Origin of the sequence: Kaistia granuli DSM 23481, from assembly GCF_000380505.1 — a bacterium.
Classification (GTDB): Bacteria; Pseudomonadota; Alphaproteobacteria; order Rhizobiales; family Kaistiaceae; genus Kaistia; species Kaistia granuli.
The window spans coordinates 38,337-61,473 of the sequence record NZ_AQYH01000007.1; the positions used below are offsets into that span (position 1 = coordinate 38,337).

The 23,137-nt window shown below is 67.0% G+C and carries 18 protein-coding genes; 10 read left to right on the top strand and 8 right to left on the bottom strand.

What is annotated here, in order from left to right; all coding sequences use genetic code 11:
* Window positions 1–19 precede the first annotated feature (19 nt).
* The 3 genes from G342_RS0110150 to acs are packed head-to-tail and all read left to right on the top strand — an operon-like array spanning window position 20 to window position 3,152.
* On the top strand, window positions 20–448 hold the full coding sequence (locus G342_RS0110150) for an EVE domain-containing protein (RefSeq protein WP_018183027.1): 429 nt from the start codon (window positions 20–22) through the stop codon (window positions 446–448).
* 7 nt (window positions 449–455) lie between these two features.
* On the top strand, window positions 456–1,154 hold the full coding sequence (locus tag G342_RS23805) for a class I SAM-dependent methyltransferase (protein ID WP_018183028.1): 699 nt from the start codon (window positions 456–458) through the stop codon (window positions 1,152–1,154).
* 57 nt (window positions 1,155–1,211) lie between these two features.
* Complete coding sequence (acs, locus tag G342_RS0110160; protein ID WP_018183029.1) at window positions 1,212–3,152, top strand: acetate--CoA ligase; 1,941 nt, start codon at window positions 1,212–1,214, stop codon at window positions 3,150–3,152.
* Between the two features lie 380 nt (window positions 3,153–3,532).
* Here the strand turns inward: acs and G342_RS0110165 are convergent, their stop codons facing one another.
* The gene (locus tag G342_RS0110165; RefSeq protein ID WP_018183030.1) at window positions 3,533–3,724 is read right to left on the bottom strand and encodes a DUF1674 domain-containing protein; all 192 of its coding nucleotides are present in this window, start codon (window positions 3,722–3,724) and stop codon (window positions 3,533–3,535) included.
* 195 nt (window positions 3,725–3,919) lie between these two features.
* On the opposite strand from G342_RS0110165, the gene htpX reads away from it, so the two are divergent.
* The 4 genes from htpX (at window position 3,920) to purH (ending at window position 9,958) form a co-directional block, all read left to right on the top strand.
* Complete coding sequence (gene htpX / locus G342_RS0110170; protein ID WP_018183031.1) at window positions 3,920–4,933, top strand: zinc metalloprotease HtpX; 1,014 nt, start codon at window positions 3,920–3,922, stop codon at window positions 4,931–4,933.
* A 101-nt stretch (window positions 4,934–5,034) separates the two neighbouring features.
* Window positions 5,035–6,291, top strand: coding sequence for an RsmB/NOP family class I SAM-dependent RNA methyltransferase (locus G342_RS0110175; protein ID WP_018183032.1), 1,257 nt, complete (start codon window positions 5,035–5,037; stop codon window positions 6,289–6,291).
* Window positions 6,292–6,523: 232 nt separating this feature from the next.
* On the top strand, window positions 6,524–8,272 hold the full coding sequence (locus tag G342_RS0110180) for a heparinase II/III family protein (protein ID WP_018183033.1): 1,749 nt from the start codon (window positions 6,524–6,526) through the stop codon (window positions 8,270–8,272).
* Between the two features lie 69 nt (window positions 8,273–8,341).
* Window positions 8,342–9,958 carry a bifunctional phosphoribosylaminoimidazolecarboxamide formyltransferase/IMP cyclohydrolase gene (purH, locus tag G342_RS0110185; protein ID WP_018183034.1) on the top strand — a complete coding sequence of 539 codons (1,617 nt, stop codon included), beginning with the start codon at window positions 8,342–8,344 and terminating at the stop codon, window positions 9,956–9,958.
* Window positions 9,959–10,024: 66 nt separating this feature from the next.
* On the opposite strand, the gene ccmB is transcribed toward purH, so the two are convergent.
* Together ccmB and ccmA are read right to left on the bottom strand one after the other, a co-directional pair.
* Window positions 10,025–10,696, bottom strand: a complete 672-nt coding sequence (gene ccmB, locus G342_RS0110190) for a heme exporter protein CcmB (protein WP_018183035.1) — start codon at window positions 10,694–10,696, stop codon at window positions 10,025–10,027.
* Window positions 10,693–11,313 carry a heme ABC exporter ATP-binding protein CcmA gene (ccmA, locus tag G342_RS0110195; protein ID WP_018183036.1) on the bottom strand — a complete coding sequence of 207 codons (621 nt, stop codon included), beginning with the start codon at window positions 11,311–11,313 and terminating at the stop codon, window positions 10,693–10,695. Before ccmA ends, ccmB begins: the two co-directional genes overlap by 4 nt.
* A 294-nt stretch (window positions 11,314–11,607) precedes the next feature.
* Between ccmA and acnA the strand changes: the two genes are divergently transcribed.
* Both acnA and G342_RS0110205 read left to right on the top strand, forming a co-directional pair.
* On the top strand, window positions 11,608–14,298 hold the full coding sequence (acnA, locus tag G342_RS0110200) for an aconitate hydratase AcnA (RefSeq protein WP_018183037.1): 2,691 nt from the start codon (window positions 11,608–11,610) through the stop codon (window positions 14,296–14,298).
* Window positions 14,299–14,568: 270 nt separating this feature from the next.
* Entirely contained in the window at window positions 14,569–15,294 is a 726-nt protein-coding gene (locus tag G342_RS0110205; RefSeq protein WP_198010772.1) for a DUF1223 domain-containing protein, read from the top strand.
* 76 nt (window positions 15,295–15,370) lie between these two features.
* On the opposite strand, the gene htpG is transcribed toward G342_RS0110205, so the two are convergent.
* The gene (gene htpG, locus G342_RS0110210; protein WP_018183039.1) at window positions 15,371–17,275 is read right to left on the bottom strand and encodes a molecular chaperone HtpG; all 1,905 of its coding nucleotides are present in this window, start codon (window positions 17,273–17,275) and stop codon (window positions 15,371–15,373) included.
* Window positions 17,276–17,829: 554 nt separating this feature from the next.
* Between htpG and G342_RS0110215 the strand changes: the two genes are divergently transcribed.
* Window positions 17,830–18,213, top strand: coding sequence for a DUF2794 domain-containing protein (locus G342_RS0110215; RefSeq protein ID WP_018183040.1), 384 nt, complete (start codon window positions 17,830–17,832; stop codon window positions 18,211–18,213).
* A 5-nt stretch (window positions 18,214–18,218) separates the two neighbouring features.
* Here G342_RS0110215 and G342_RS0110220 read toward each other — a convergent pair whose 3' ends face one another.
* From G342_RS0110220 to G342_RS0110235, 4 genes are all read right to left on the bottom strand, one after another.
* On the bottom strand, window positions 18,219–18,764 hold the full coding sequence (locus tag G342_RS0110220; protein ID WP_018183041.1) for a GNAT family N-acetyltransferase: 546 nt from the start codon (window positions 18,762–18,764) through the stop codon (window positions 18,219–18,221).
* 74 nt (window positions 18,765–18,838) lie between these two features.
* Entirely contained in the window at window positions 18,839–19,615 is a 777-nt protein-coding gene (locus G342_RS0110225; RefSeq protein WP_018183042.1) for a Bax inhibitor-1/YccA family protein, read from the bottom strand.
* Window positions 19,616–19,827: 212 nt separating this feature from the next.
* Complete coding sequence (locus G342_RS0110230) at window positions 19,828–22,407, bottom strand: ABC transporter permease (RefSeq protein WP_018183043.1); 2,580 nt, start codon at window positions 22,405–22,407, stop codon at window positions 19,828–19,830.
* Window positions 22,404–23,132: an ABC transporter ATP-binding protein gene (locus tag G342_RS0110235; protein WP_018183044.1), complete on the bottom strand. Its 729-nt coding sequence runs from the start codon at window positions 23,130–23,132 to the stop codon at window positions 22,404–22,406. The genes G342_RS0110230 and G342_RS0110235 overlap by 4 nt, the downstream gene beginning before the upstream one ends.
* Window positions 23,133–23,137 lie beyond the last annotated feature (5 nt).

Genomic DNA, 23,137 nt, shown 5'->3' on the forward strand with positions numbered 1-23,137 from the left:
TATTTATCCGGAGCGTCCCATGGCCTACTGGCTCTTCAAGTCCGAACCCGACGTGTTCTCCTTCGACGATCTGAAGAAGAAGGGCGCCAGCGGCCAGGAATGGGACGGCGTCCGCAACTACCAGGCGCGCAACAACATGCGCGCCATGCAGCTTGGCGATCGCGGCTTCTTCTACCATTCCAATATTGGCAAGGAGATCGTCGGGATCGTCGAGGTGGCGAAGACAGCGCATCCGGACTCGACCGATGATTCGGGCCGCTGGGAATGCGTCGACCTGCGCGCGATCCGCGACCTGCCCAAGCCCTATTCGCTGGAAACGGCGAAGGCGGAGCCCCGGCTGGAGGGCATGGCGCTGGTCGGCAATTCGCGCCTTTCGGTGCAGCCGGTGACCGAGGCCGAGTGGAAGCTCGTCTGCGAACTGGGCGGGCTCGACCCCGCCTCGATCTGAGCGCGGCTTGATCGCGGATCCCTCGCGATTCATCACCGACCAGACCCGGCTCGCACCGGTCGCCTTCGTTCCGGAAATCGAGCTTTATCAAGCCGATGAGGCGACCGCGCTCTGGCATTTGACCGAGGCGACGCTGGACAAGGTCGATCTGCCGCCGCCTTTCTGGGCCTTCGCCTGGGCCGGCGGGCAGGGCCTGGCGCGCCACATCCTCGACCACCCGGAGCTTGTGCGCGGCAAGCAGGTGCTCGATTTCGCCTCGGGTTCCGGCCTTGTCGGCATCGCCGCCGCGCGGGCGGGAGCTGCCCATGTCGAGGCCGTCGACATCGATCCTTTCGCAGTTGCAGCAATTTCGCTGAATGCTGCAGCAAACGGTGCAGCAATCCGCGTCCGCCAGGCCGATCTGGTCGGCGCCGACGCCATGGATTTCGATGTGCTGCTCGCCGGTGATGTCTTCTACGATCGCGCCTTCGCGGCGCGGTTGCTGCCGTGGTTCGACCGGCTTTCGCGAGCCGGGGTGTCGATCCTGGCCGGCGACCCGGATCGAACCTATCGGCCGGCGGGCGCCGCGACGCGCGAGCTGGCGACCTATGCCGTTCCCGTCCATCCGACGCTCGAGGACGCGTCGGTCAAGCAGGTGCGGGTTCTGCGCTACGGCGTTTGCGAAGAATTCCAGCCTGCCTTGCCCGGCAGGCCGGGATTCGCATAATGCCGCCGGTGTAACGGTGCGCTTCGCCGAAAGCGGAGCTGCCAGGGAGGAAGAATGATGGAAGACAAGATCTATCCGGTATCGGCCGATTGGGCGAAACGCGCGCAGATCGACGAGCCGACCTACCGCGCCATGTATGAGCGCTCGGTCGTGGATCCGGATGGTTTCTGGGCCGATGAGGCCAAGCGGATCGACTGGATCAAGCCCTTCACCAAGGTCAAGAATACCTCGTTCGCGCCGGGTGAGGTCTCGATCAAGTGGTTCGAGGACGGTGCCCTCAACGTCTCCGCCAACTGCGTCGACCGGCATCTGGCCAAGCGCGGCGACCAGGTCGCGATTCTCTGGGAGGGCGACAACCCGTCCGAGAGCCGCTCGATCACCTATCGCGAGCTTTCCGAGCAGGTGAACGTGTTCGCCAATGTGCTCAAGGAGATGGGCGCCAAGAGGGGCGACCGCGTCACCATCTATATGCCGATGATCCCGGAAACGGCCTTCGCCATGCTCGCCTGCACGCGCATCGGCGCCGTGCATTCGGTCGTCTTCGGCGGCTTCTCGCCCGACAGCCTCGCCGGCCGCATCCAGGATTGCGATTCGAAGCTTGTCATCACCGCTGACGAGGGCCTGCGCGCCGGCAAGAAGATCCCGTTGAAGGCCAATGTCGACGCGGCGCTCGCCAAGCTCGGCGGCGACGTCAAGAGCCTCGTCGTGCGGCGCACCTTCGCCGACATTCCGATGCAGGCCGGCCGCGATTTCTTCTATGACGATCTCGCCAAGGTGGTCTCCCAGCATTGCGAGCCCGAGGCGATGAACGCCGAGGATCCGCTGTTCATCCTCTATACCTCCGGCTCGACCGGCAAGCCGAAGGGCGTGCTGCACACCACCGGCGGTTACCTCCTCTATGCCTCGCTGACGCACAGCAAGGTGTTCGACTACCAGGATGGCGACATCTACTGGTGCACGGCCGATGTCGGCTGGGTCACCGGCCATTCCTACATCGTCTATGGCCCGCTTTCGAACGGCGCCACGACGTTGATGTTCGAGGGCGTGCCGAGCTATCCCACCAATTCCCGCTTCTGGGAAGTGATCGACAAGCACAAGGTCAACATCTTCTACACGGCGCCGACGGCGATCCGCGCGCTGATGCAGGCCGGCGACGCGCCGGTGAAGAAGACCTCGCGCGCCTCGCTCCGCCTGCTCGGTTCGGTCGGCGAACCGATCAATCCGGAAGCCTGGGAGTGGTATCACCGCGTCGTCGGCGACGATCGCTGCCCGATCGTCGACACCTGGTGGCAGACGGAGACCGGCGGCATCCTGATCACGCCGCTGCCCGGCGCGATCGGCCAGAAGCCGGGCTCGGCGACGCTGCCCTTCTTCGGCGTCCGTCCGGCAATCGTCGACGGCGAGGGCAAGGTTCTGGAGGGCGTCGCCGAGGGCAATCTGATCCTCACCGATTCCTGGCCCGGCCAGATGCGCACGATCTATGGCGATCACGCGCGCTTCATGGAGACCTATTTCTCGACCTACAAGAATGCCTATTTCACCGGTGACGGCTGTCGGCGCGATGCCGACGGCTATTACTGGATCACCGGCCGCGTCGACGACGTTCTCAACGTCTCCGGCCACCGCATGGGCACCGCCGAGGTCGAGAGCGCGCTGGTCGCGCATGAGGATGTTTCGGAAGCGGCCGTCGTCGGCTATCCGCACGACATCAAGGGGCAGGGCATCTATGCCTATGTCACGTTGATGGCGGGCGTGACCCCGACCGAGGACCTGCGCAAGGCGCTGGTCGTCTGGGTCCGCACCGAGATCGGCCCGATCGCCTCGCCCGACCTGATCCAGTTCGCCCCGGGCCTGCCGAAGACGCGCTCCGGCAAGATCATGCGCCGAATCCTGCGCAAGATCGCCGAAGGTGAGTTCGGCAATCTCGGCGATACCTCGACACTGGCCGATCCGGCCGTCGTCGACGATCTCGTCGCCAACCGCCAGAACAAGCGGTAGCCAATATCCCGGGAGGTCGGCTCGGTAGCCGGCCTCCCGCTGATGGCGACTTCGCCAAACTCGTGATGACGGCGAGTGTGTGGAAGCCCCAGTGGCAAGGCGGTGCAGGCGCATCCGTGCGCCAGCGTCGAGCCAAGCCTGACAGTTCCGATAGCTGTCCATCCGGACTGGCTCGGTGCGTGTGACACCCTCGTCGTCATCCCGGGCTTGACCCGGGATCCATCCATCCGCCGCCTCGTTCGTATTCGCTTCGCCGCAAACCCGTCATCGCGCCGTCGGCATCAGGCCATGGCAGCATGGATCCCGGATCTCCGCTTCGCTGCGTCCGGGATGACGGGGAGCGGCTGGCCGACGGCCGGAATACTCCAGTGTGGCTAGTCTCAGAAGTCGCTGGCGATGCCCTTGTTTTCCCAGTCGCCGTAGCGGATCGGCTCGGGGCCGGAGCGGCCGAGGATCTCGCGCGGGCGTTTCATGGCGGCGTCGATCTCGGCACGGCGGGCTTCTGCCTCGGCGAGCGCGCGGCGGGCCGCCTCGGTGAGCGGGCGCGGGGAGGGGATTGCTTCGTCGGTCATGGGCCTTGGACGGTTGGAGGCCAAGCGGCTTGGTCTCGGGCCAGTCGGGACGCCGGCAGCGCGGCTCGCGACCCGGCAGGATTAGGGAGGCCGAGCCTGCAACTTGCAGGTCGACCCGCATCTTCCCATCATATAGGTCGATCCCGCGGGGCGCTGCAATGCGCCGATCCGCACCCAAAGAGACCGGAGCGACCGATGAACGTGATGCGAACTGCCATGCTGATTGCGGCCATGACCGCCCTCTTCATGGGAGTCGGCTATCTGATCGGTGGTTCGAGCGGCATGATGATCGCCTTCGTCATCGCGGCCGGCATGAATATCTTCAGCTACTGGAACTCCGACAAGATGGTGCTGCGCATGTACGGCGCCCATGAGGTCGACGAACGCAGCGCGCCGGAGTACTACGCCATTGTTCGCCAGCTCGCCCAGCGCGCCGGTCTGCCCATGCCGAAGGTCTATGTCATCGATTCCGCCCAGCCCAACGCCTTTGCCACCGGTCGTAATCCGCAGAATGCTGCCGTCGCGGCGTCGACGGGGCTGTTGCAGGTGCTGAACCGCGACGAGATCGCCGGCGTGATGGCGCATGAGCTGGCGCATGTGAAGAATCATGACACGCTGATCATGACCATCACCGCGACGCTCGCCGGCGCCATCTCGATGCTGGCGAATTTCGCCTTCCTGTTCGGTGGCAACCGCGACCGCGAGGGCGGTGGCGGGATCGGCATGATCGGCACGATCGTCATGATGATCGTCGCGCCGATGGCGGCCATGCTGGTGCAGATGGCCATCAGCCGGACACGCGAATATTCGGCCGATCGTCTCGGCGCCGAGATCTGCGGCCAGCCGCGCGCGCTCGCTTCGGCGCTTGCCAAGATCGCCAGCGGCGCCGCGCATATTCCCAATGAGGCGGCGGAGGCCAATCCGGCATCCGCCCATCTCTTCATCATCAACCCGCTATCCGGGCAGCGTATGGACAATCTTTTCTCGACACATCCGGACACTGAGAACCGGATCGCGGCCTTGCTGGCGATGGAAGCCGAATTCGGCGGTCGCGGCGGCGGCGGTTCGGCCACGGGCCGGCCGAATGCCGGCGTCAACCTGCCGGGCGGCTTCCGCTCGGCGCGGCCGTCGGCCGGCGCATCCCGGGGTCCCTGGGGCCAGGGTGGCTCGGGTTCGAACGGTTCCTCCGGCCGGGGGCCGTGGGGTTGAGCAAGAAAACAACGCCGTCTGGCAATCGTCCTTCCCGCAACGCGCCGCGTCAGCGTCTGGCGCCCGGTGTCGCCGCCCGCCAGGCTGCGACGACGGCCTTGATGGCCGTGCTGGCCGATCATCGCGCGCTCGACAGCGCGATCGATGCGACCGACGGCCCGTTCGAGACGCTCGACCCGCGCGAACGCGGGTTGGCGCGCGCCATTCTCGGCATCGCGCTGCGTCGGCGCGGCCAGATCGAGGACGCGCTTGGTCGCTTTCTCGACAAGGCTCTGCCGCGCAAATCGGGGCCACTGCCGGCCATCCTGCATGTCGCCGCCGCGCAGATCCTGTTCATGGATGTGCCGGATCACGCCGCCGTCTCGATCGCCGTCGAGACCGCCGAAGCGGATCGCGATGCCCGCCATTTCAAGGGTCTGGTCAATGCCGTGCTGCGCCGGCTGACCGAGCAGCGCGATGCCATCCTCGCCTCGCAGGACGAGGTTCGCCTCAATGTGCCGGACTGGCTCTATGAGCGCTGGGTCACCGACTATGGCGCCGCCACGACGGCGGCGATGGCGGCAGCCCACCTGCTCGAGCCGTCGCTCGACCTGTCGGTCAAATCCGATCCCGAAGGCTGGGCCGAGAAGCTCGGCGGCATCGTGCTGCCGACCGGCACCGTCCGGCTGATTGCGCACGGACCGATTGACGCACTGCCGGGCTTCGCCGAAGGGCAATGGTGGGTGCAGGACGCCGCCGCCGCGTTGCCGGCCAAGCTGCTCGGCAATGTAGACGGTCTCGACGTCGCCGATCTCTGCGCCGCGCCCGGCGGCAAGACGGCGCAGCTGGCGCTCGCCGGCGCCAAGGTGATGGCGGTCGATATTTCCGAGGCGCGCCTGCAGCGCGTGCGGGAAAACCTCTCGCGCCTCAAGCTGCAGATCGGCACGATCGCGGCCGATGTCGAGACCTGGCAGCCGAACCGCCTGTTCGACGCCATCCTGCTCGACGCGCCCTGCTCGGCGACCGGCACGATCCGCCGGCATCCCGACGTCGCGGTGCTGAAACGGCCCTCCGACATCAAGGCGCTGGCCAATCTGCAGATGTCGCTGCTGGCGCGGGCGACCTCGATGCTGCGCTCGGGCGGCACGCTGGTCTATTGCACCTGTTCGCTGGAGCGTGCCGAGGGCGAGGATCAGGTGGCGCTGGCTCTGTCGAGCCTGCCGCTGGCGCTGGAACCGATCCGGCCGGAGGAGGTCGGCGGCATCGAAGCGATCTGTCGCGACGGCTTCCTGCGCACTCTGCCGTCCGATCTGCCGAACGACGAACCGCGGCTTTCCGGCCTCGACGGGTTCTTTGCCGCCCGCTTCCGGCGTCTCTAGGATCGCCGGTTGGGATGGCAACCACTCGTTGGCCGTGGTGGCTGTTGCACGCCAAAACCGGCTGCTTCATCCCGATTCCCTTGGGATGGAGCAGTTCCCGGCCCCCCGGAAACGGTTTCCATTTGAATCAATGCGCAATTAGATGGGTCGCAAGGCCGGTGGACTGATTCGTTCGCCCCGTCGAATGGACAGTTCAGAAAATTATCAGCGGCAGATGAGGGAGCGAGAGAGTATGGCGTTCGGAGCAGGATCCGGTCGGGGTCGGCTCGTCCGCTTCGCACTCACGTCCGCATGGCGCCGCACGCGCTATGCGTTCCACGCCAGCCCTCTCTACCGCTGGAAATATTACGGCCAGGTGCCGGAGCGGCTGCTGATCGCGCCGACCGACCTGCGCACCGCCGATCCGACCATTGCCAACGACATCTATTCCGGCCGCTTCGTCTTTGCCGGCGAAGTGGTCGACGTCGCCGGTTTCTCGGTATTCGAGATCGAGGCGCCGTCGCGCGCCTGGGCCGAGCGGCTGCATTCCTTCGGCTGGCTGCGCCATCTGCGCGCCTCCGACCTCGCCGTGTCGCGCTCGAATGCACGGGCGCTGGTCGACGAATGGATCCGCTTCCAGAAGAACCATGATCCGGCGGCGCGCGATCCCGATGTCACCGCGCGGCGCATCCTGTCCTGGCTGGCGCAGACGCCGCTGGTGCTCGAGGGCTGCGACCACGGCTTCTATCGCCGCTTCATGCGGGCGCTGACGCGCCAGGTCCGTCATCTCCGCCGCGTCGCGCGCGATGTCCGGCCGGGCCTGCCGCGGCTGCGGGTGATGATGGCGCTGGCGGCGGCCGGACTGTCGCTTTCCGACCAGCCGCGCCTCGTGCGCCAGGCCTCACGCTGGCTCGACCAGGAACTGCAGCGCCAGATCCTGCCAGATGGTGGCCATGTCGGCCGCAATCCCGGCACCATCCTGGAAATACTTGTCGACCTGCTGCCGCTCCGCCAGGCGTTCACCGCGCGCGGCCAGCAGCCGTCCGCCGTGCTGCTCGGCGCCATCGACCGCATGATGCCGATGCTGCGCTTCTTCCGGCACAGCGACGGCTCGTTCGCCCGCTTCAACGGCATGGGCGAAACCCAGCTCGGCCTGCTCGCCACCGTGCTCGCTTATGATGATGCGCGCGGTTCGGCCGGCCGCAACGCGCCCTATGTCGGCTATCAGCGTCTCGAGGCCGGCGACACCGTGATCCTGATGGATGCCGGCGCGCCGCCGGCGCCCGTCCTGTCGCTCGACGCCCATGCCGGCTGCCTGTCCTTCGAGATGAGCGTCGGCCGTCAGCCCCTGATCGTCAATTGCGGCGTGCCGGGTCCGGGCGCGACGGCGCTGCGCCGGATGGCGCGCACGACCGCGGCGCATTCGACCGTGACGCTGAACGATTCCTCCTCCTGCCGTTTCCTGACCGGCGGCTTCCTGGCCGACCGGCTGGGCGAGGCCATCATTTCCGGCCCGAGCCGGGTCGATGTCGCGCGCGAGGAAGATCGCGGCCAGACGACGCTGGTCGCCTCCCATGACGGCTATGCGGCGCGCTTCGGCATCCGTCACGAGCGCAGGCTGGTGCTCGCGCCCTATGGCGACCGGGTCGACGGCACGGATGCCTTCACCAGTGTCGCGCGCGGCGGCCGGGATGCTTTCGCGATCCGCTTCCACCTGCATCCCTCGATCGGCGCCGAACGCATCGGCAATGGCGACGCGGTACTGTTGTCGCTGCCGGACGGCTCGGCCTGGGAGTTCGGCGCACCGGGCATCGAGGTCAATCTGGAGGAGAGCATCCGCCTCTCCGACATCCGGGGCAGCCGCCGCACCGAGCAGGTCGTCGTCTATGGCCGCGCGCTGAACCAGCCCGAGGTGCAGTGGTATCTGCAATGCGTCGTCGAGCCGGGCGGCCGCCCCCGCTATCATGACGATCACGAAGACGAACTTCCGCACGGCGACTGATGCGGGCTGCATTGCACGGAAAATCGTGCTATCGCGCGGGCCTCACCGAACAACCCCCGCGAGGATGCCATGGCCGTTCCGCCGTCAAAGGTCGCCCTTCCCGATCTCGTTCCGATGAAGCGCGCGCTCTTTTCGGTCTCCGATTCCACCGGCCTGATCGACTTCGCCCGGGCGCTGCATGAGCGCGGCGTCGCGCTCGTCGCGACGGGATCGACCTGCAAGGCGCTGATCGACGCCGGATTGCCCGCGACCAATGTCGCCGACGTCATCGGTTTCCCCGAGATCCTCGGCGGCCGGGTCAAGACGCTGCATCCGAAGATCCATGGCGGCCTGCTCGGCATCCGCAACGATCCCCAGCACGCGGCCGAGATGGAAGAGCACGGCATCGAGGGCTTCGACCTCGTCGCGGTCAACCTCTACCCGTTCGAGAAGACGATCGCCTCGACCGAGGATTACGCCACCGCCGTCGAGAACATCGACATTGGCGGCCCGGCAATGACGCGCGCCGCCGCCAAGAACCACGGGTTCGTCGCGATGGTCGTCGACCCCGCCGACTATGCCTCGGTGCTCGCGACGCTCGACGAGAACGACGGCTCGACCCCGCTCGCCTTCCGCAAGCGCCTCGCCGCCAAGGCCTTTGCTCGCACCGCCGCCTATGATGCCGCCGTTTCCGGCTGGTTCGCCCGCGTGCTGGAAGAGCCGGCCCCGGCCTGGCGCTCGTTCGGCGGTTCACTCCGCGAGATCATGCGCTATGGCGAGAACCCCCATCAGCAGGCGGCTTTCTATGCCTCCGGCGAGGTTCGCCCCGGCGTCTCGACGGCGAAGCAGCTGCAGGGCAAGCAGCTCTCCTACAACAACATCAACGATACCGATGCCGCCTTCGAGCTGGTCGCCGAGTTCGATCCGGCCGAGACGGCCGCCGTCGCCATAATCAAGCACGCCAATCCCTGCGGCGTCGCCACCGGCGCGACGCTGGCCGAAGCTTATGACAAGGCGCTGCGCTGCGACCCGGTTTCGGCCTTCGGCGGCATCGTCGCGCTGAACCGTCCGCTCGACGCCGAAGCCGCGAAGAAGATCGTCGAGATCTTCACCGAGGTGATCATCGCCCCGGACGCGACCGACGAGGCGGTGGCGATCGTTGCCGCCAAGAAGAACCTGCGCCTGCTCGTCACCGGCGGCCTGCCGGATCCGTCGGCCAAGGGCACGACGGTCAAGACGGTGGCTGGCGGCCTGCTGGTGCAGGATCGCGATGCCGGCCGGATCGAGAAATCGGACCTCAAGGTCGTCACCAAGCGTGCCCCTTCGGACGCCGAGCTCGATGATCTGGTCTTCGCCTTCCGCGTCGCCAAGCACGTCAAGTCGAATGCCATCGTCTATGTGAAGGACGGCGCCACGGTCGGCGTCGGCGCCGGCCAGATGAGCCGCGTCGACTCATCGACCATCGCCGCGAAGAAGGCGGCCGATGCCGCCCGTACCGCCGGTCTGCCGGAGACGCTCGCAAAGGGTTCGGTGGTCGCCTCCGACGCGTTCTTCCCGTTCGCCGACGGACTGCTCGCCGCTGCCGAGGCTGGCGCGACCGCGATCATCCAGCCGGGTGGTTCGATGCGCGACGACGAGGTGATCGCCGCCGCCGACGCGGCCGGCCTCGCCATGGTGTTCACCGGCATGCGCCATTTCCGCCACTGAGCGGGGTCCATTGCAGAATGAAAACGCGGCCTCCGGGCCGCGTTTTTTTTGTCTGCTCGATGTCGCTCAGTCCATGCCGGCCCGCAACGCCGCCGCGCCGGCCACCGGGCCGATCACGGCGCTGGCCAACGTCAGTGCCATGAGAATCAACATCGGCGGCAGCACCGGCATGCCGGTCGTCGTCACCGCCGTGATCGTGCTGACGCCGAAGATCAGCACCGGAATGGTGAAGGGCAACACCAGCACCGCCACCAGCAGGCCGCCCCGCCTGAGCGCCGTGATCAGCGCCGCGCCGATGGCGCCGATGAAGATCAGGGCCGGCGTTCCGATCAGGAGCGTCAGCGTGACGAGGCCGATCGCCGTGGCGTCGAGCCCGAGGATCAGCCCGAAGACGGGGGCGCCGATCACCAGCGGCAGACCGGTCGCCAGCCAGTGGCCGATCGCCTTGGCGAGAACGACGAGTTCCAGCGGCAGGCCGGACAGCACGAACTGGTCGAGGCTGCCGTCGTCGCGATCGTCCTGGAACAGGCGGTCGAGACCAAGCAGGGTGGCGAGCAGAGCCGCGATCCACAGCATGGCCGGGCCGATGCGGGCGAGAAGCTTCATGTCCGGGCCGACGCCGAACGGCACCACGGCGACGACCGAAAGAAAGAAGATAAGCCCGACGAAGGCGCCGCCTCCGGCGCCGAGTGACAGCCGCACCGTTCGTCCGATCAGGCCGAAAAAGAAGCCGGTCATGCGGCACCGAGGGTCAGCGACGCGGTCGCGGCAACGGGGAGGGGACGATGCGTCGCGGCGAGCGCCAGGCCGCCGGACTTCAGGTGATCCGCGAGCAGCGTGCCGAACGTCGCCTCGGCGCGGGCGTCGAGCGCCGAGGTTGGCTCGTCGAGCAGCCAGATCGGGCGCCGGACGACCAGCAACCGTGCCAGGCTGGCGCGGCGGCGCTGTCCGGCGGAGAGATAGCCGGCCGGCATGTCGTCGAGATGGTCGAGCTCGACCGCCTCGAGCGCCTCGATCCCCGAAAGGCCGGAGCGGCCGGCGATTCGCGCCCACAGCGCCAGGTTGTCACGCACGGTCAGCGATGACTTCAATCCGTCCAGGTGACCGAAATAATGCAGGCTTTCGCCGATCGGTCCGCCGACTTCCGATCCACCCTGGAAACGGAGCGATCCGGCGGCCAGCGGCAGCAGGCCGGCGACGGCGCGCAGCAGCGTCGATTTGCCCGCCCCGTTGGCGCCCGTCACGGCGAGCAGTTCGCCGGCGGTCAGGCTGAACGACAATTGCGAAAAAATGCTGCGGCCGCCGCGAGTTACGGCAATTTCGGTCGCCGACAGCTGGCTGGACGCATGATTCATGCGTGGCACCGGCCGCGAGGTGACGTCGGGTTTGATTGTGGTTGAGCAGCTTTGAAAGATTCCAAGCGCGGCGACTTTCGTTGATCTGGCTTCTCCTTACGAAATTCATTATAAGGCCTGCAACCCGGCGCGCCGGTTGCGCCGCGGTCAAGACCTGCGTCACCACCCCAGGGATGGACCGCGTGCCGAGCCAAACTCCGCCGCCACCTTGGGTGCGCCTGACCGCGTCGGGCACGCTTCGTGCATCGACTTCGGCCATGCGTTTCCGCGACTGAAACGAGGACGAACCGTACCGTGAGCAACGAGCATCCCGACAGCTTTAAATCCCGCAAGATCCTGACGGTCGGCGCGGAAAGCTATGTCTATTTCAGCCTGAAGGACGCGGAGCAGAACGGGCTTCCCGGCATCTCCACGCTGCCCTTCTCGCTGAAGGTGCTGCTCGAGAACCTGCTCCGCAACGAAGACGGGCGTACCGTCACCAAGAACGACATCATCGCGGTCAAGGACTGGCTGGTGTCGCGCGGCAAGGACGAGCGGGAAATCGCCTACCGTCCGGCCCGCGTGCTGATGCAGGACTTCACCGGCGTTCCGGCCGTGGTCGATCTCGCCGCCATGCGCGACGCGATGGTCAATCTCGGCGGCGACCCGAAGCGGATCAACCCGCTGGTGCCGGTCGACCTGGTCATCGACCATTCGGTCATCGTCAACTTCTTCGGCAACGCGCAGGCGTTCGGCAAGAACGTCGACGAGGAATACAAGCAGAACCAGGAGCGCTACCGCTTCCTGAAGTGGGGTCAGTCGGCCTTCGACAATTTCCGCGTCGTGCCGCCGGGTACCGGCATCTGCCACCAGGTCAATCTCGAATATCTGGCCCAGACCGTCTGGACCAAGACCGAGAATGGCGAGACCGTCGCCTATCCCGACACCTGCGTCGGCACCGACAGCCACACCACCATGGTGAACGGCCTCGGCGTGCTCGGCTGGGGCGTCGGCGGCATCGAGGCCGAGGCGGCCATGCTCGGCCAGCCGGTCTCCATGCTGATCCCGGAAGTCATCGGCTTCAAGCTGACCGGCAAGCTGAACGAAGGCATTACCGCCACCGACCTCGTGCTGACCGTGACGCAGATGCTGCGCAAGAAGGGCGTCGTCGGCAAGTTCGTCGAGTTTTTCGGCCCCGGCCTCGATCACCTGTCGCTCGCCGACCGCGCCACCATCGGCAACATGGCGCCGGAATATGGCGCGACCTGCGGCTTCTTCCCGGTCGACGGCGAGACGATCGCCTATCTCGACGAGACGGGCCGCAAGTCCCAGCGCATCGCCCTGGTCGAAGCCTATTCGAAGGCGCAGGGCCTGTGGCGCGAGCCGGGTCTCGCCGATCCGCTCTTCACCGACGTGCTCGAGCTCGACATCACCTCGGTGCTGCCGTCGCTCGCCGGCCCGAAGCGTCCGCAGGACCGCGTTCTGCTCTCCGACGCCAAGTCCGGCTTCCTCGCCTCGCTCGAGGGCGAGTTCAAGAAGCCCGGCGAGGCCGGCAAGCGTTTCGCCGTCGCCGATACCGACTACACGATCGGCCATGGCGACGTGACGATCGCCGCCATCACCTCCTGCACCAACACCTCGAATCCGAGCGTGCTGATCGCGGCCGGCCTGCTGGCGCGCAACGCCGTCGCCAAGGGCCTGAAGTCGAAGCCGTGGGTGAAGACGTCGCTGGCGCCGGGATCGCAGGTGGTCGAGGAATATCTCGCCTCCGCCAATCTGCAGAAGGACCTCGACGCGCTCGGCTTCAACCTGGTCGGTTTCGGCTGCACCACCTGCATCGGCAATTCCGGTCCGCTGCCGGAGAACATCTCGGCCGCCGTCAACCAGGGTGACCTGGTCGCCGCCGCCGTGCTGTCGGGCAACCGCAACTTCGAAGGCCGCGTCAATCCGGACGTCAAGGCGAACTACCTCGCCTCGCCGCCGCTGGTCGTCGCCTATGCGCTGGCCGGCTCGATGCAGGTCGACCTGACGACCGAGCCGCTCGGCACAGGTTCGGACGGCCAGCCCGTCTACCTCAAGGACATCTGGCCCTCGAACCAGGAAATCGCGACCTTCATCCGCGAGAACGTCACCAAGAAGATGTTCGAGGCGAAGTACGCGGACGTGTTCAAGGGCGACGCCAACTGGCAGAAGATCTCGGTGCCGCAGGGCGAGACCTATGCCTGGGACAACAAGTCGACCTACGTGCAGAACCCGCCCTATTTCGTCGGCATGCAGCAGAAGCCGCGTGCCATCACGGACATCGAGAACGCCCGCGTGCTCGGCCTGTTCCTCGATTCGATCACGACCGACCACATCTCGCCGGCCGGTTCGATCAAGCCGGCTTCGCCGGCGGGCAAGTACCTCTCCGACAATGGCGTCGCCGTCGTCGACTTCAACCAGTACGGCACGCGTCGCGGCAATCATGAAGTCATGATGCGCGGCACCTTCGCCAACATCCGCATCAAGAACCAGATGCTGGGCGGCAAGGAAGGCGGCTTCACGCTGCACGAGCCGGACGGCGTCGAGATGTCGATCTACGACGCGGCCATGAAGTACAAGGCCGAGGGCACGCCGCTGGTCGTCTTCGCCGGCAAGGAATACGGTACCGGTTCGTCGCGCGACTGGGCCGCCAAGGGCACCAATCTGCTCGGCGTCCGCGCCGTGATCGCCCAGTCCTTCGAGCGCATCCACCGTTCGAACCTGGTCGGCATGGGCGTCGTGCCGCTGGTCTTCGAGGAGGGCACCTCCTGGCAGACGCTCGGCCTCAAGGGCGACGAGCTGGTGACGATCAAGGGCATCGCCGGCGATCTGAAGCCGCGCCAGATGCTCGATGCCGAGATCACCTTCGCCGACGGCTCGAAGAAGGTTGTGCCGCTGCTCTGCCGAATCGATACGCTCGACGAACTCGACTACTTTAAGAACGGCGGCATCCTGCAATACGTGCTCAGGAACCTCGTCGCCTAAGCTGTTTGCGAGCTTCGCGATCGCTTTTTCGTGATCAACCGCGCCGCTGCTTTTCCGAGCAGCGGCGCGGTTTTTTTATGCTGCCGGCGACTTTTGGGACAGCGCCTCACGCGTTGTCACCCCGATTTGAATGGCCTGCGTCGGGCTGCGGACTTATGTTGGTTGCCGACACGCGCCGCGAGTGACGGGCGCTGCGATGCTCAGGATAAATTGCAGGACATGTTGGCTCGAAGGTCCAGCTGGATCGCCTTGGCGTTCGGCGCTTGCATCATGACCGGCCTCGCGGTGTCGGCGGAGACCGCGCCGGTGCCGACCCCCACCGTGGCCACGGTACTCGAACTCTTCACCAGCCAGGGCTGTGCCTCCTGCCCGCCAGCGGACGAGGTTCTCGAGCAGTTCGCCAAGCGGCCGGACATCCTGGCCCTGTCCCTGCCGGTCGACTACTGGGACTATCTGGGCTGGAAGGATACGCTCGCCAATCGCGAGTTCACGCTGCGCCAGAAGGCCTATGCCAATGCGCGCGGCGATCGCCAGATCTACACGCCGCAGCTGATCGTCAACGGCCGGACGCATGTCGTCGGCAGCGACCGGGTGGCGATCGAGGATGCGCTCAAGGCCGAAATGCCGCTCGGCGTGCCGATGCGGATGAGCATGACAGCCGACGCGATCCATGTCGCGATCGGGCCGAATGTCGATCCGTCCGCGCCGAAGGAGCGCAAGGGGACGATCTGGCTGGCGTTGTACAAGCGCCATATCGACGTGCCGATCCGCAAGGGCGAGAACCAGGATCGTACGCTCAGCTACTACAACGTCGTCACCAAGCTCCGGCCCATCGCCATGTGGCGCGGCGATGCGACCAAGGTCGACCTGCCGATGAGCGAATATAACCAGGCGGACGCCGACGGCTGCGCCGTGCTGCTGCAGGCGGAGACGGTGAATGGCGAGCCGGGCGAGATGCTCGGCGCCGCCTTCGTCGAGAAGGGCGCGGAATGGTGACCGCGCCGCGCTAGCGGCGAACGCCAGCTATCGGATCCAAGCGGAGGCAGGACCCTCGGTCTGCCCCCGCTCGTTCTCAGCCGAGGTTCTTTTCCATCAGGCCGGCCAGCGCCTTGGCGAAGGCCGTCGGCTCGTCCGGCGCCTCGCCGTCGAGGATGCGGGCGAGGCCGTAGATCAGCGCCGCCGCCTCGTCGACCTGCTTCTCCGCCGCGCCGCCGGCCACCGCCTGGGCCGCGAGGCCGGCGATCAGGGGATGCGACGGATTGAGCTCGAGGATCGAAGCCGCGCGTCCGCCGCCGCCGTCGCGGCTCGCCAGGATCTTCTCGAGCTGGCGGTCGGGGCCGAATTCCGGCGCGACGAGACAAGCCGGGCTGGTCGCCAGCCGGTTCGAGCCGCGCACCTCGATCACCTTGTCGCCGAGCGCCTGCTTGAGGCGGGTGGTGAGGGCTGCGAGCGCCGCCTCGGAGGCGGGTTTCTCGTCCTTGGCTTGGTCCTTCGCCGCCTCGGCTTCCAGCACCGGGATCAGGTCGAGGCTGGAGGTGCCCTGGGTTACCGACTGGAACGGCTTGCCGTCGAAGCCGAGCGCCGTGCGCACCCAGAAGGCGTCGACCGGATCGGCGAGGATCAGAACCTCGACGCCGCGCTTGGCATAGCCCTCGAGATGCGGGCTGGCGGCGATCGTCGCGGCGTCATCGCCGAGCGCGTAGTAGATCGCCGTCTGGTTCGGCCGGAAGCCGGCGACGATGTCGGCCAGGCTGCGCCAGCTGTCGCCGCCGGTCGTCGTCTTGAAGCGGGCGAGCTTGAACAGCGCGTCGCGCCGGTCGGGGGCCTCGTACAGCCCTTCCTTGAGGACCGCGCCGAACGCCTCCCACACCTTGGCGAAGCGCTCGGGATCGTCGTTGGCGAGCTTGTCGAGATCGGCCAGGACGCGGTTGGTGACGCCCTTGCCGATCGCCTCGATCACCGGGTTCTTCTGCAGCATCTCGCGCGAGAGATTGAGCGGCAGGTCTTCCGAGTCGATCACGCCGCGGATGAAGCGGAGCCAGGGCGGCAGGATCTCGGCCTCGTCGGTGATGAAGACGCGGCGGACATAGAGCTTCACCCGGCCGTGCCGATCGGGCTCGAACAGGTCGAACGGCCGCGACGACGGCACGTAGAGCAGCACGGAATATTCCGTCCGCCCTTCGGCACGATAATGGATGGTGACGGCCGGCTCGTCGAAGCGGCCGCCGACATGACCGTAGAACTCCTTGTATTCCTCTTCCGTGACGGCCGATTTCGGCTTGCGCCACAGCGCGCTGCCGTCGGCCAGCTGTTCCTCGGTGCCGTCGGCGAGCTTGAGGACGATCGGCACGGGCACATGGGCGGAATAGGCGGTGACGATGCGCTCGATCGTCTCGGTCTCGGCGTAGCTGGCATTGTCGGGGTTCAGATGCAGCACGATGCGGGTGCCGCGCGCCGGCGCCTCGGAAAGCTCGGCCGGCTCGATCTCGTAGGCGCCCTTGCCGTCGGAGTGCCAGCGCCAGGCTTCGTCCGACCCGGCCTTGCGCGAGGTGACGGTGACGCTGTCGGCGACCATGAAGGCGGAATAGAAACCGACGCCGAACTGGCCGATCAGGGCCGATCCCTTGGCGCCGTCGCCGGCCTGCTCCAGAAACGCGCGGGTGCCGGACTGCGCGATGGTGCCGAGATTGTCGATCAGCTCCTGCCGGTCCATGCCGACGCCATTGTCGGCGATGGCGAGGCTCGGCGCTTCCTTGTCCGCCTCGATGACGATCTGGAAGGCGTCGCCGCCCTCGATCAGCGCCGGCTCGGACAGCGCCAGCGTGCGGAGCTTCTCGCAGGCATCGGCGGCGTTGGAGACCAGTTCGCGCAGGAAGACGTCGCGGTTGGAGTAGACGGAATGCACCATCATGTGCAGCAGGCGCGAGACCTCGGCTTCAAACGAGCGGGTCTCGGCGGCGGGCTTCGGTTCGGACACGCTTTTCACTCCGGCAGCTGATCGTCCCCGGGGGCGGCGGCCGCCGGGCCGGGGAGGGTGATTGGCAAGGCCCCGACACTTGGGGCGCCGGGCTGATATCGCTGGTCGGCGCGCGAGTTTCAAGGCGATCGCCGGCCGGGTGCAGGGCGGGCAAAGAAAAAGGCCGGGCAGAGCCGGCCTCAGGACTTCTTGGGAGGGGAATGCATGTTGGGGAACGAATTGCGTTCGAAGGTGGTCCGGCCCAACTGAGGACCCCGGGGGGCTGGGGGGCTGAGAAATTCCGAAGCCTTGGCCAAGCCGGACCGTTCGAAGCAATGCTAAGGTTTTGCCAGTTCAATGCGGCCGGTGCCGGGCCGAAAAAGGGCGGAATAAAGGAATTTAGCGACGCCACCTTCACGGAATCGTGATGTTCCGTCAGGAGACCGGGTGGGCGCTTGCGCCTCGATCGGACGGGGCTCCGCCTCTGCCCGCGGCGAAGGCGACCTTGCCACAGGGGGACTTCGGAGCGATCATGCCGGTTCGACGACGGTGCGAACTGGCAACGGGAGGCGCCTGTGAGCGAAGGTGAAGACAAGGCGGCGTCCGGTGGCAGCGCCACGCTTCTGGCGCTGAACCCACCGGAAACGGCCAAGTCCGTTCCCCTCATCGCCTTCAACCGTCTCGAACTGAACGAGATCCTCCGGGTCTATGGACGGATGGTCGCCGCCGGTGAATGGCGCGACTATGCCATCGATCATCTGCGCGACAAGGCCGTGTTCTCGATCTTTCGCCGCTCGTCGGAAATGCCGCTCTACCGGGTCATCAAGGATCCGGAACTGCGCAACCGCCAGGGCGCCTATGCCGTGGTGGCGACCGGCGGCTATGTGATGAAGCGCGGCCATGATCTGCGGCAGGTGCTGACCGTGCTCGACAGCAAGCTGAAGCTCGTCCGCGGCTGACGGCGTCAGCCCGCGGCCGGCGGGGCGTCGCTGCCGGCGCCGAGCGCCCGCTGCATCAGCACGCAGTCGAGCCAGCGGCCGTGCTTCCAGCCGACCTTCTCGAAGACACCGACGCGATGGAAACCGAGCGCCTCGTGCAGTCGGATCGACGCTGCATTGCCTGAATCGCCGATGACGCCGATCATCTGGCGAAATCCGGCCGTGGTCGCCGCCTCGATCAGCTCCGACAGCAGCCGGCCGCCGATACCCTGCCCCTGCGCCTCCGGCGCCAGATAGATGGAATCCTCGACGGTGGAGCGGTAGGCGGCGCGCGGACGATAGGGACCGGCATAGGCGTATCCGAGAACCCGGTCTCCCCGCGCGGCGACGAGATAGGGGTGTCCTCCTGTCACCAGGGCCTCGAAGCGGCGTTCCATTTCCGCTTCCGGCGGCGGGTCGAGCTCGAAGCTCGCGGTGCCGTGGCGCACGGCATGCTGATAGATCGCCGTAATGGCGGCGATATCCTCGCGGGTCGCGGGACGGATCCGGAGTGGGTCGGATGCAGGCAGCATGGAGTTTTTGGCCGGGCTCGAAAAAAAAAGGGCGCGGCCTCGGCCGCGCCCTTCGATCTCTACCGATGCACGCCTTAGCGGCGGTCGCCGAACAGGCGGAGCATCATCAGGAAGAGGTTGATGAAGTCGAGATAGAGCGTCAGCGCGCCCATGATCGCCTTGCGGCCGGCAACCGTGCCATCGTCGCCGACATAGTACATTTCCTTGATCTTCTGCGTGTCATAGGCGGTGAGGCCCGTGAAGATCAGCACGCCGAGGATCGAGATCGCGAAACCGAGTGCCGACGATCCGATGAAGATGTTGACGATCGAGGCGATGATGATACCGATCAGGCCCATGAACAGGAACGAGCCCATTCCGGTCAGATCGCGCTTCGTCGTGTAGCCGTACAGGCTCATCGCGCCGAAGGTGGCGGCGGTGATGAAGAACACCTGCGTGATCGACTGCGCCGTGTAGACGGCGAAGATCGACGACAGCGAGATGCCCATCAGCGCGGCATAGCCCCAGAACACGAGCTGCGCGGTCGAGGTCGACATCTTGTGGATGCCGAACGACAGCCAGAACACCAGCCCGACCGGAGCCAGCATCAGCACCCACATCAGCGGGCCGGTATAGATCGTGGCGCCGAGGCTCGTCAGCATCAGACCGTTGGCCATCTGGCCGACCGCCTGCGACGGATCGCTCGTCACGGCAAGCTTGAAGATGCCGAGCGCCGCGGCGCCCGTGATCATCAGGCCGATCGCCATGTAGTTGTAGACCTGCAGCATATGCGTGCGCAGGCCCTGGTCGATAACACCGGTTTCGGCACGCGCTGCGCCAAACGGTGAGACGCGATTGTCGAAATCTGCCATCGAAGTCCTCTCCGAACCAAAAAATCCGCGGACGCTTTTGCCGCGAAACCCCCGTTTCCATCATCCGGCGTCAGAAACCCTTTCGGTTCCGCCAGGTGACAAACCCTCGGGTGCCATTGCGATATGGTCATCCCGACCGCACCACGCAAGAGTTCCAGAAAGATCCAGCGTGGCATAATTCCCGCAATCGTAAACGAAGCCGGTTTCCGCGCCTACAGGTTTCTGAGCACGGGTGCCGCCTTTTGGCCGAGCAGGCGCCAGGTTCCGGCGAGTCCGAGGCCGATGGTCAGCGTGACGGCCAGCAGGGCGGCGACGATCGCCGTGACCGGGAACACCGCGAAGGGCTGGCTCATGACACTGGCGACGACGCCCCAGGCGGCCAGTGAACCGGCAATCACGGCGAAAATGGCCGTCGCCAGACCGAGCAGGCCGTATTCCAGCCCGAAGGCGTAGAGCAGCTGGCGCCGCGTCGCGCCGAGCGTCTTCAGGATCACCGCGTCGTAGAGCCGCTGGCGGTGACCGGCGGCGAGCGCTCCGGCCAGCACCAGAACCGACGCCGCGAGCGCGATCGACGAGGCGACCCGGATCGCCAGCATCAGCTGGTCGAGGATCGACGAGATGCGGTCGAGCGCCTCGCGCACGCGGATCGCCGTCACGGCCGGAAACTGCGTGCCGGCGTCGCGCATCAGCGCCGCCTCGCGCGCCGGGTCGGCGCCGCCGGGATAGGACAGCGTCGCCAGCACCGAATAGGGAGCGCCGGCGAAAGTCGACGGCGAGAACACCATGACGAAGTTGATGGCGAGGCTTTCCCAGGCGACCTCGCGAAGATTGGCGATCGTCGCCGTGATCTCGCGGCCGAGCACATTGACGGTCACGGTGTCGCCGGGCTTGAGGCCGAGACCGCGAGCGACGCCCGCTTCCATCGAGACGAGCGGCGGGCCGCTATAGTTGGCCGCCCACCAGTCGCCCGCGACGAGGCGGGAATTCTTCGGCGGCTCGGCCGAGAAGGTGACACCGCGGTCGCCCTTCAGCGCCCAGGCGACATCGGGCGCCGGCGTCACCTGATCGGCCGGGGTCCGGTTCACCGCAATGATGCGGCCGCGCAGCATCGGCACGCTCTCGACGGTGCCGGAGGGTACTTCCTTCTTGAGGAAATCGACGAAGGCGGGCGCTTCGGAATTCTGAACATCGAGGAAGAAGAAGCTGGGCGCCCGGTCGGGCAGGGATTGCGTCAGCTGGCGATGCAGATTGCCGTCGATGAGCGCGATCGTCACCAGCACCGTCAGTCCGAGGCCGAGCGACAGCACGACCGAGCCGGTCAGCGCGCCGGGGCGGTGGATGTTGCCGATGGCAAGCCGCCATTCGGTCGAATTGGCGCGCGGGGCCCGGCGGGCGAGTGCCGTGACGAGGAAGGCGACGATCCGCAGCAGCAGGAAGGCGCCGGCGACGGCGACGACGAAATAGAGCGCGATGCGGCGATCATAGGCGAGCAGCACGGCGAGGCCGGCGAGCACGGCGGCCGAGAAGATCGCCAGCGCCAGGAAGGCGAGCCGCGGCCGCGACGTGCCGAAAGCGGCGCCGTCGCGGAACAGCGCCGTCGGCGCGATGTCGCCGGCGCGCCCGAGCGGCACGAGCGCGAAGGTGAGCGCCGTCATCAGCCCGTAGAGCGCCGCATAGGCGAGCGCGCCCGGGTAGAAGCCCGTTTCGGCGCCGACCGGCAGCACGTCGGCGAGGAATTGCAGCGCGACGACGGGAACGAGCGCGCCGATGGCAAGACCGATGGCGACGCCGATCAGCGCGATCAGCAGGATCTGGATCAGATAGATCTGGGTGATCAGGCGGCCGGGGGCACCGAGCGAGCGCAGCGTCGCGATGACGGGCCGCTTCACCTCCATGAAGGCGCCGACCGCGTTGGCGACGCCGACGCCGCCGACGATCAGCGCGGCGAGGCCGACCAGCGTCAGATATTGGGCGAACTGGCTGATGTTGCGCTTGAGGCCCGGCGAGGCGTCGTCGCGGCTGCGGATCTGCCAGCCGGCTTTCGGCAGGGTGGTGTTCGCCGTCTCGGTCAGGCCGGTGACGGCACTGTCCGGTGTGCCGTCCGGCAGACGCAGCCGGTAGCTCCACTGCACGAGACTGCCGGGCTGGACAAGGCCGGTCTGGTCGAGGGCCGCCCGCGACAGCAGCAGGCGCGGCCCGAAACCGAGACCGGTCGCCAGCTTGTCGGGTTCGTCGGCGATGGCGCCGGCGAGCGTCAGCCGCGCCGCCCCGACGGTGATCTCGTCGCCCGGCTTGAGGCCGAGCCGGGTGAAGAGTTCGGGATCCGCCAGGGCGCGGCCGGCATTGAGCGTCGCGGTCGCGTCGAGGCCCTCGGCGGCCTTGAGCGTGCCATAGAGCGGGTAGGCGGCGTCGACCGCCTTGATCTCGACCAGCGCCTGGTCGGAGCCGTCCGGCAGCCGCGCCATGCCGCGCATGGCGGCGATCTCGGAGACGGCGCCATGGGCTTCGAGGAATTTGCGCTCCTCGGGCGAGGCCTGGCGCTGCACCAGGGTGAAGGCGATGTCGCCGCCGAGAATGGCCTGGCCCTGGCGGGCGAGTCCGTCCGTCATGGCGCGGGAGACCGAGCCGACGGCGGCGATGGCCGCGACGCCGAGCGCGATGCAGGCGAGGAAGACGACGAAGCCGCGCAGCCCGCCGCGAAGTTCGCGCAGGGCGAAACGCAACGGCAGCGGTAGGGCGAGGGAAGCGGCGCTTGCCGGCGCGGCGGCGGCCAGGGTTGCCTCGCTCGTCATTCGGCCGCGCTCCGGGCAGCGAGGCCCGCATCGTTGGCGTCGACGACGCCGGAATGGATGCGAATCAGCCGGTCGCAGCGCGCGGCGAGCGCATTGTCATGCGTGACGAGCACCAGCGTGGTGCCACGCTCGGCGCAGGTCGCGAACAGGAGGTCGGCGATCTCGCGGCCGGTCGTCTCGTCGAGATTGCCGGTCGGTTCGTCGGCGAACAGGATGGCGGGGCGGGCGACCAGAGCGCGGGCGATGGCGACGCGCTGCTGTTCGCCGCCGGAAAGCGCGGAGGGATAGTGTTCCATCCGGTGGCCGAGGCCGACGAGGGCAAGCTCCTCCGCCGCGCGGTCAAAGGCGTCGCGCCGGCCGGCGAGCTCCAGCGGAACGGCGACGTTCTCGAGCGCCGTCATGTTGGGAATCAGATGGAAGGATTGGAAGATGATGCCGACATTCTGGCCGCGGAATCGGGCCAGCCCGTCCTCGTTGAGGGCGGCGAGATCGGTGCCGGCGACGAGCACACGGCCCTTGTCGACCCGCTCCAGCCCGGCCATCGTCATCAGCAGGGTTGATTTTCCCGAACCGGACGGCCCGACCAGGGCGACGCTCTCGCCGGCTTCGACGGCGAGCGAGACGTGTTTGAGGATATGGACCCGCGCCGCTCCCGATCCGAGTGCCAGTTCGACGGCTGAAAGCTTGATGACGGCGTCGGAACCATTCGGGAGTGTATCAGCCACGCGCG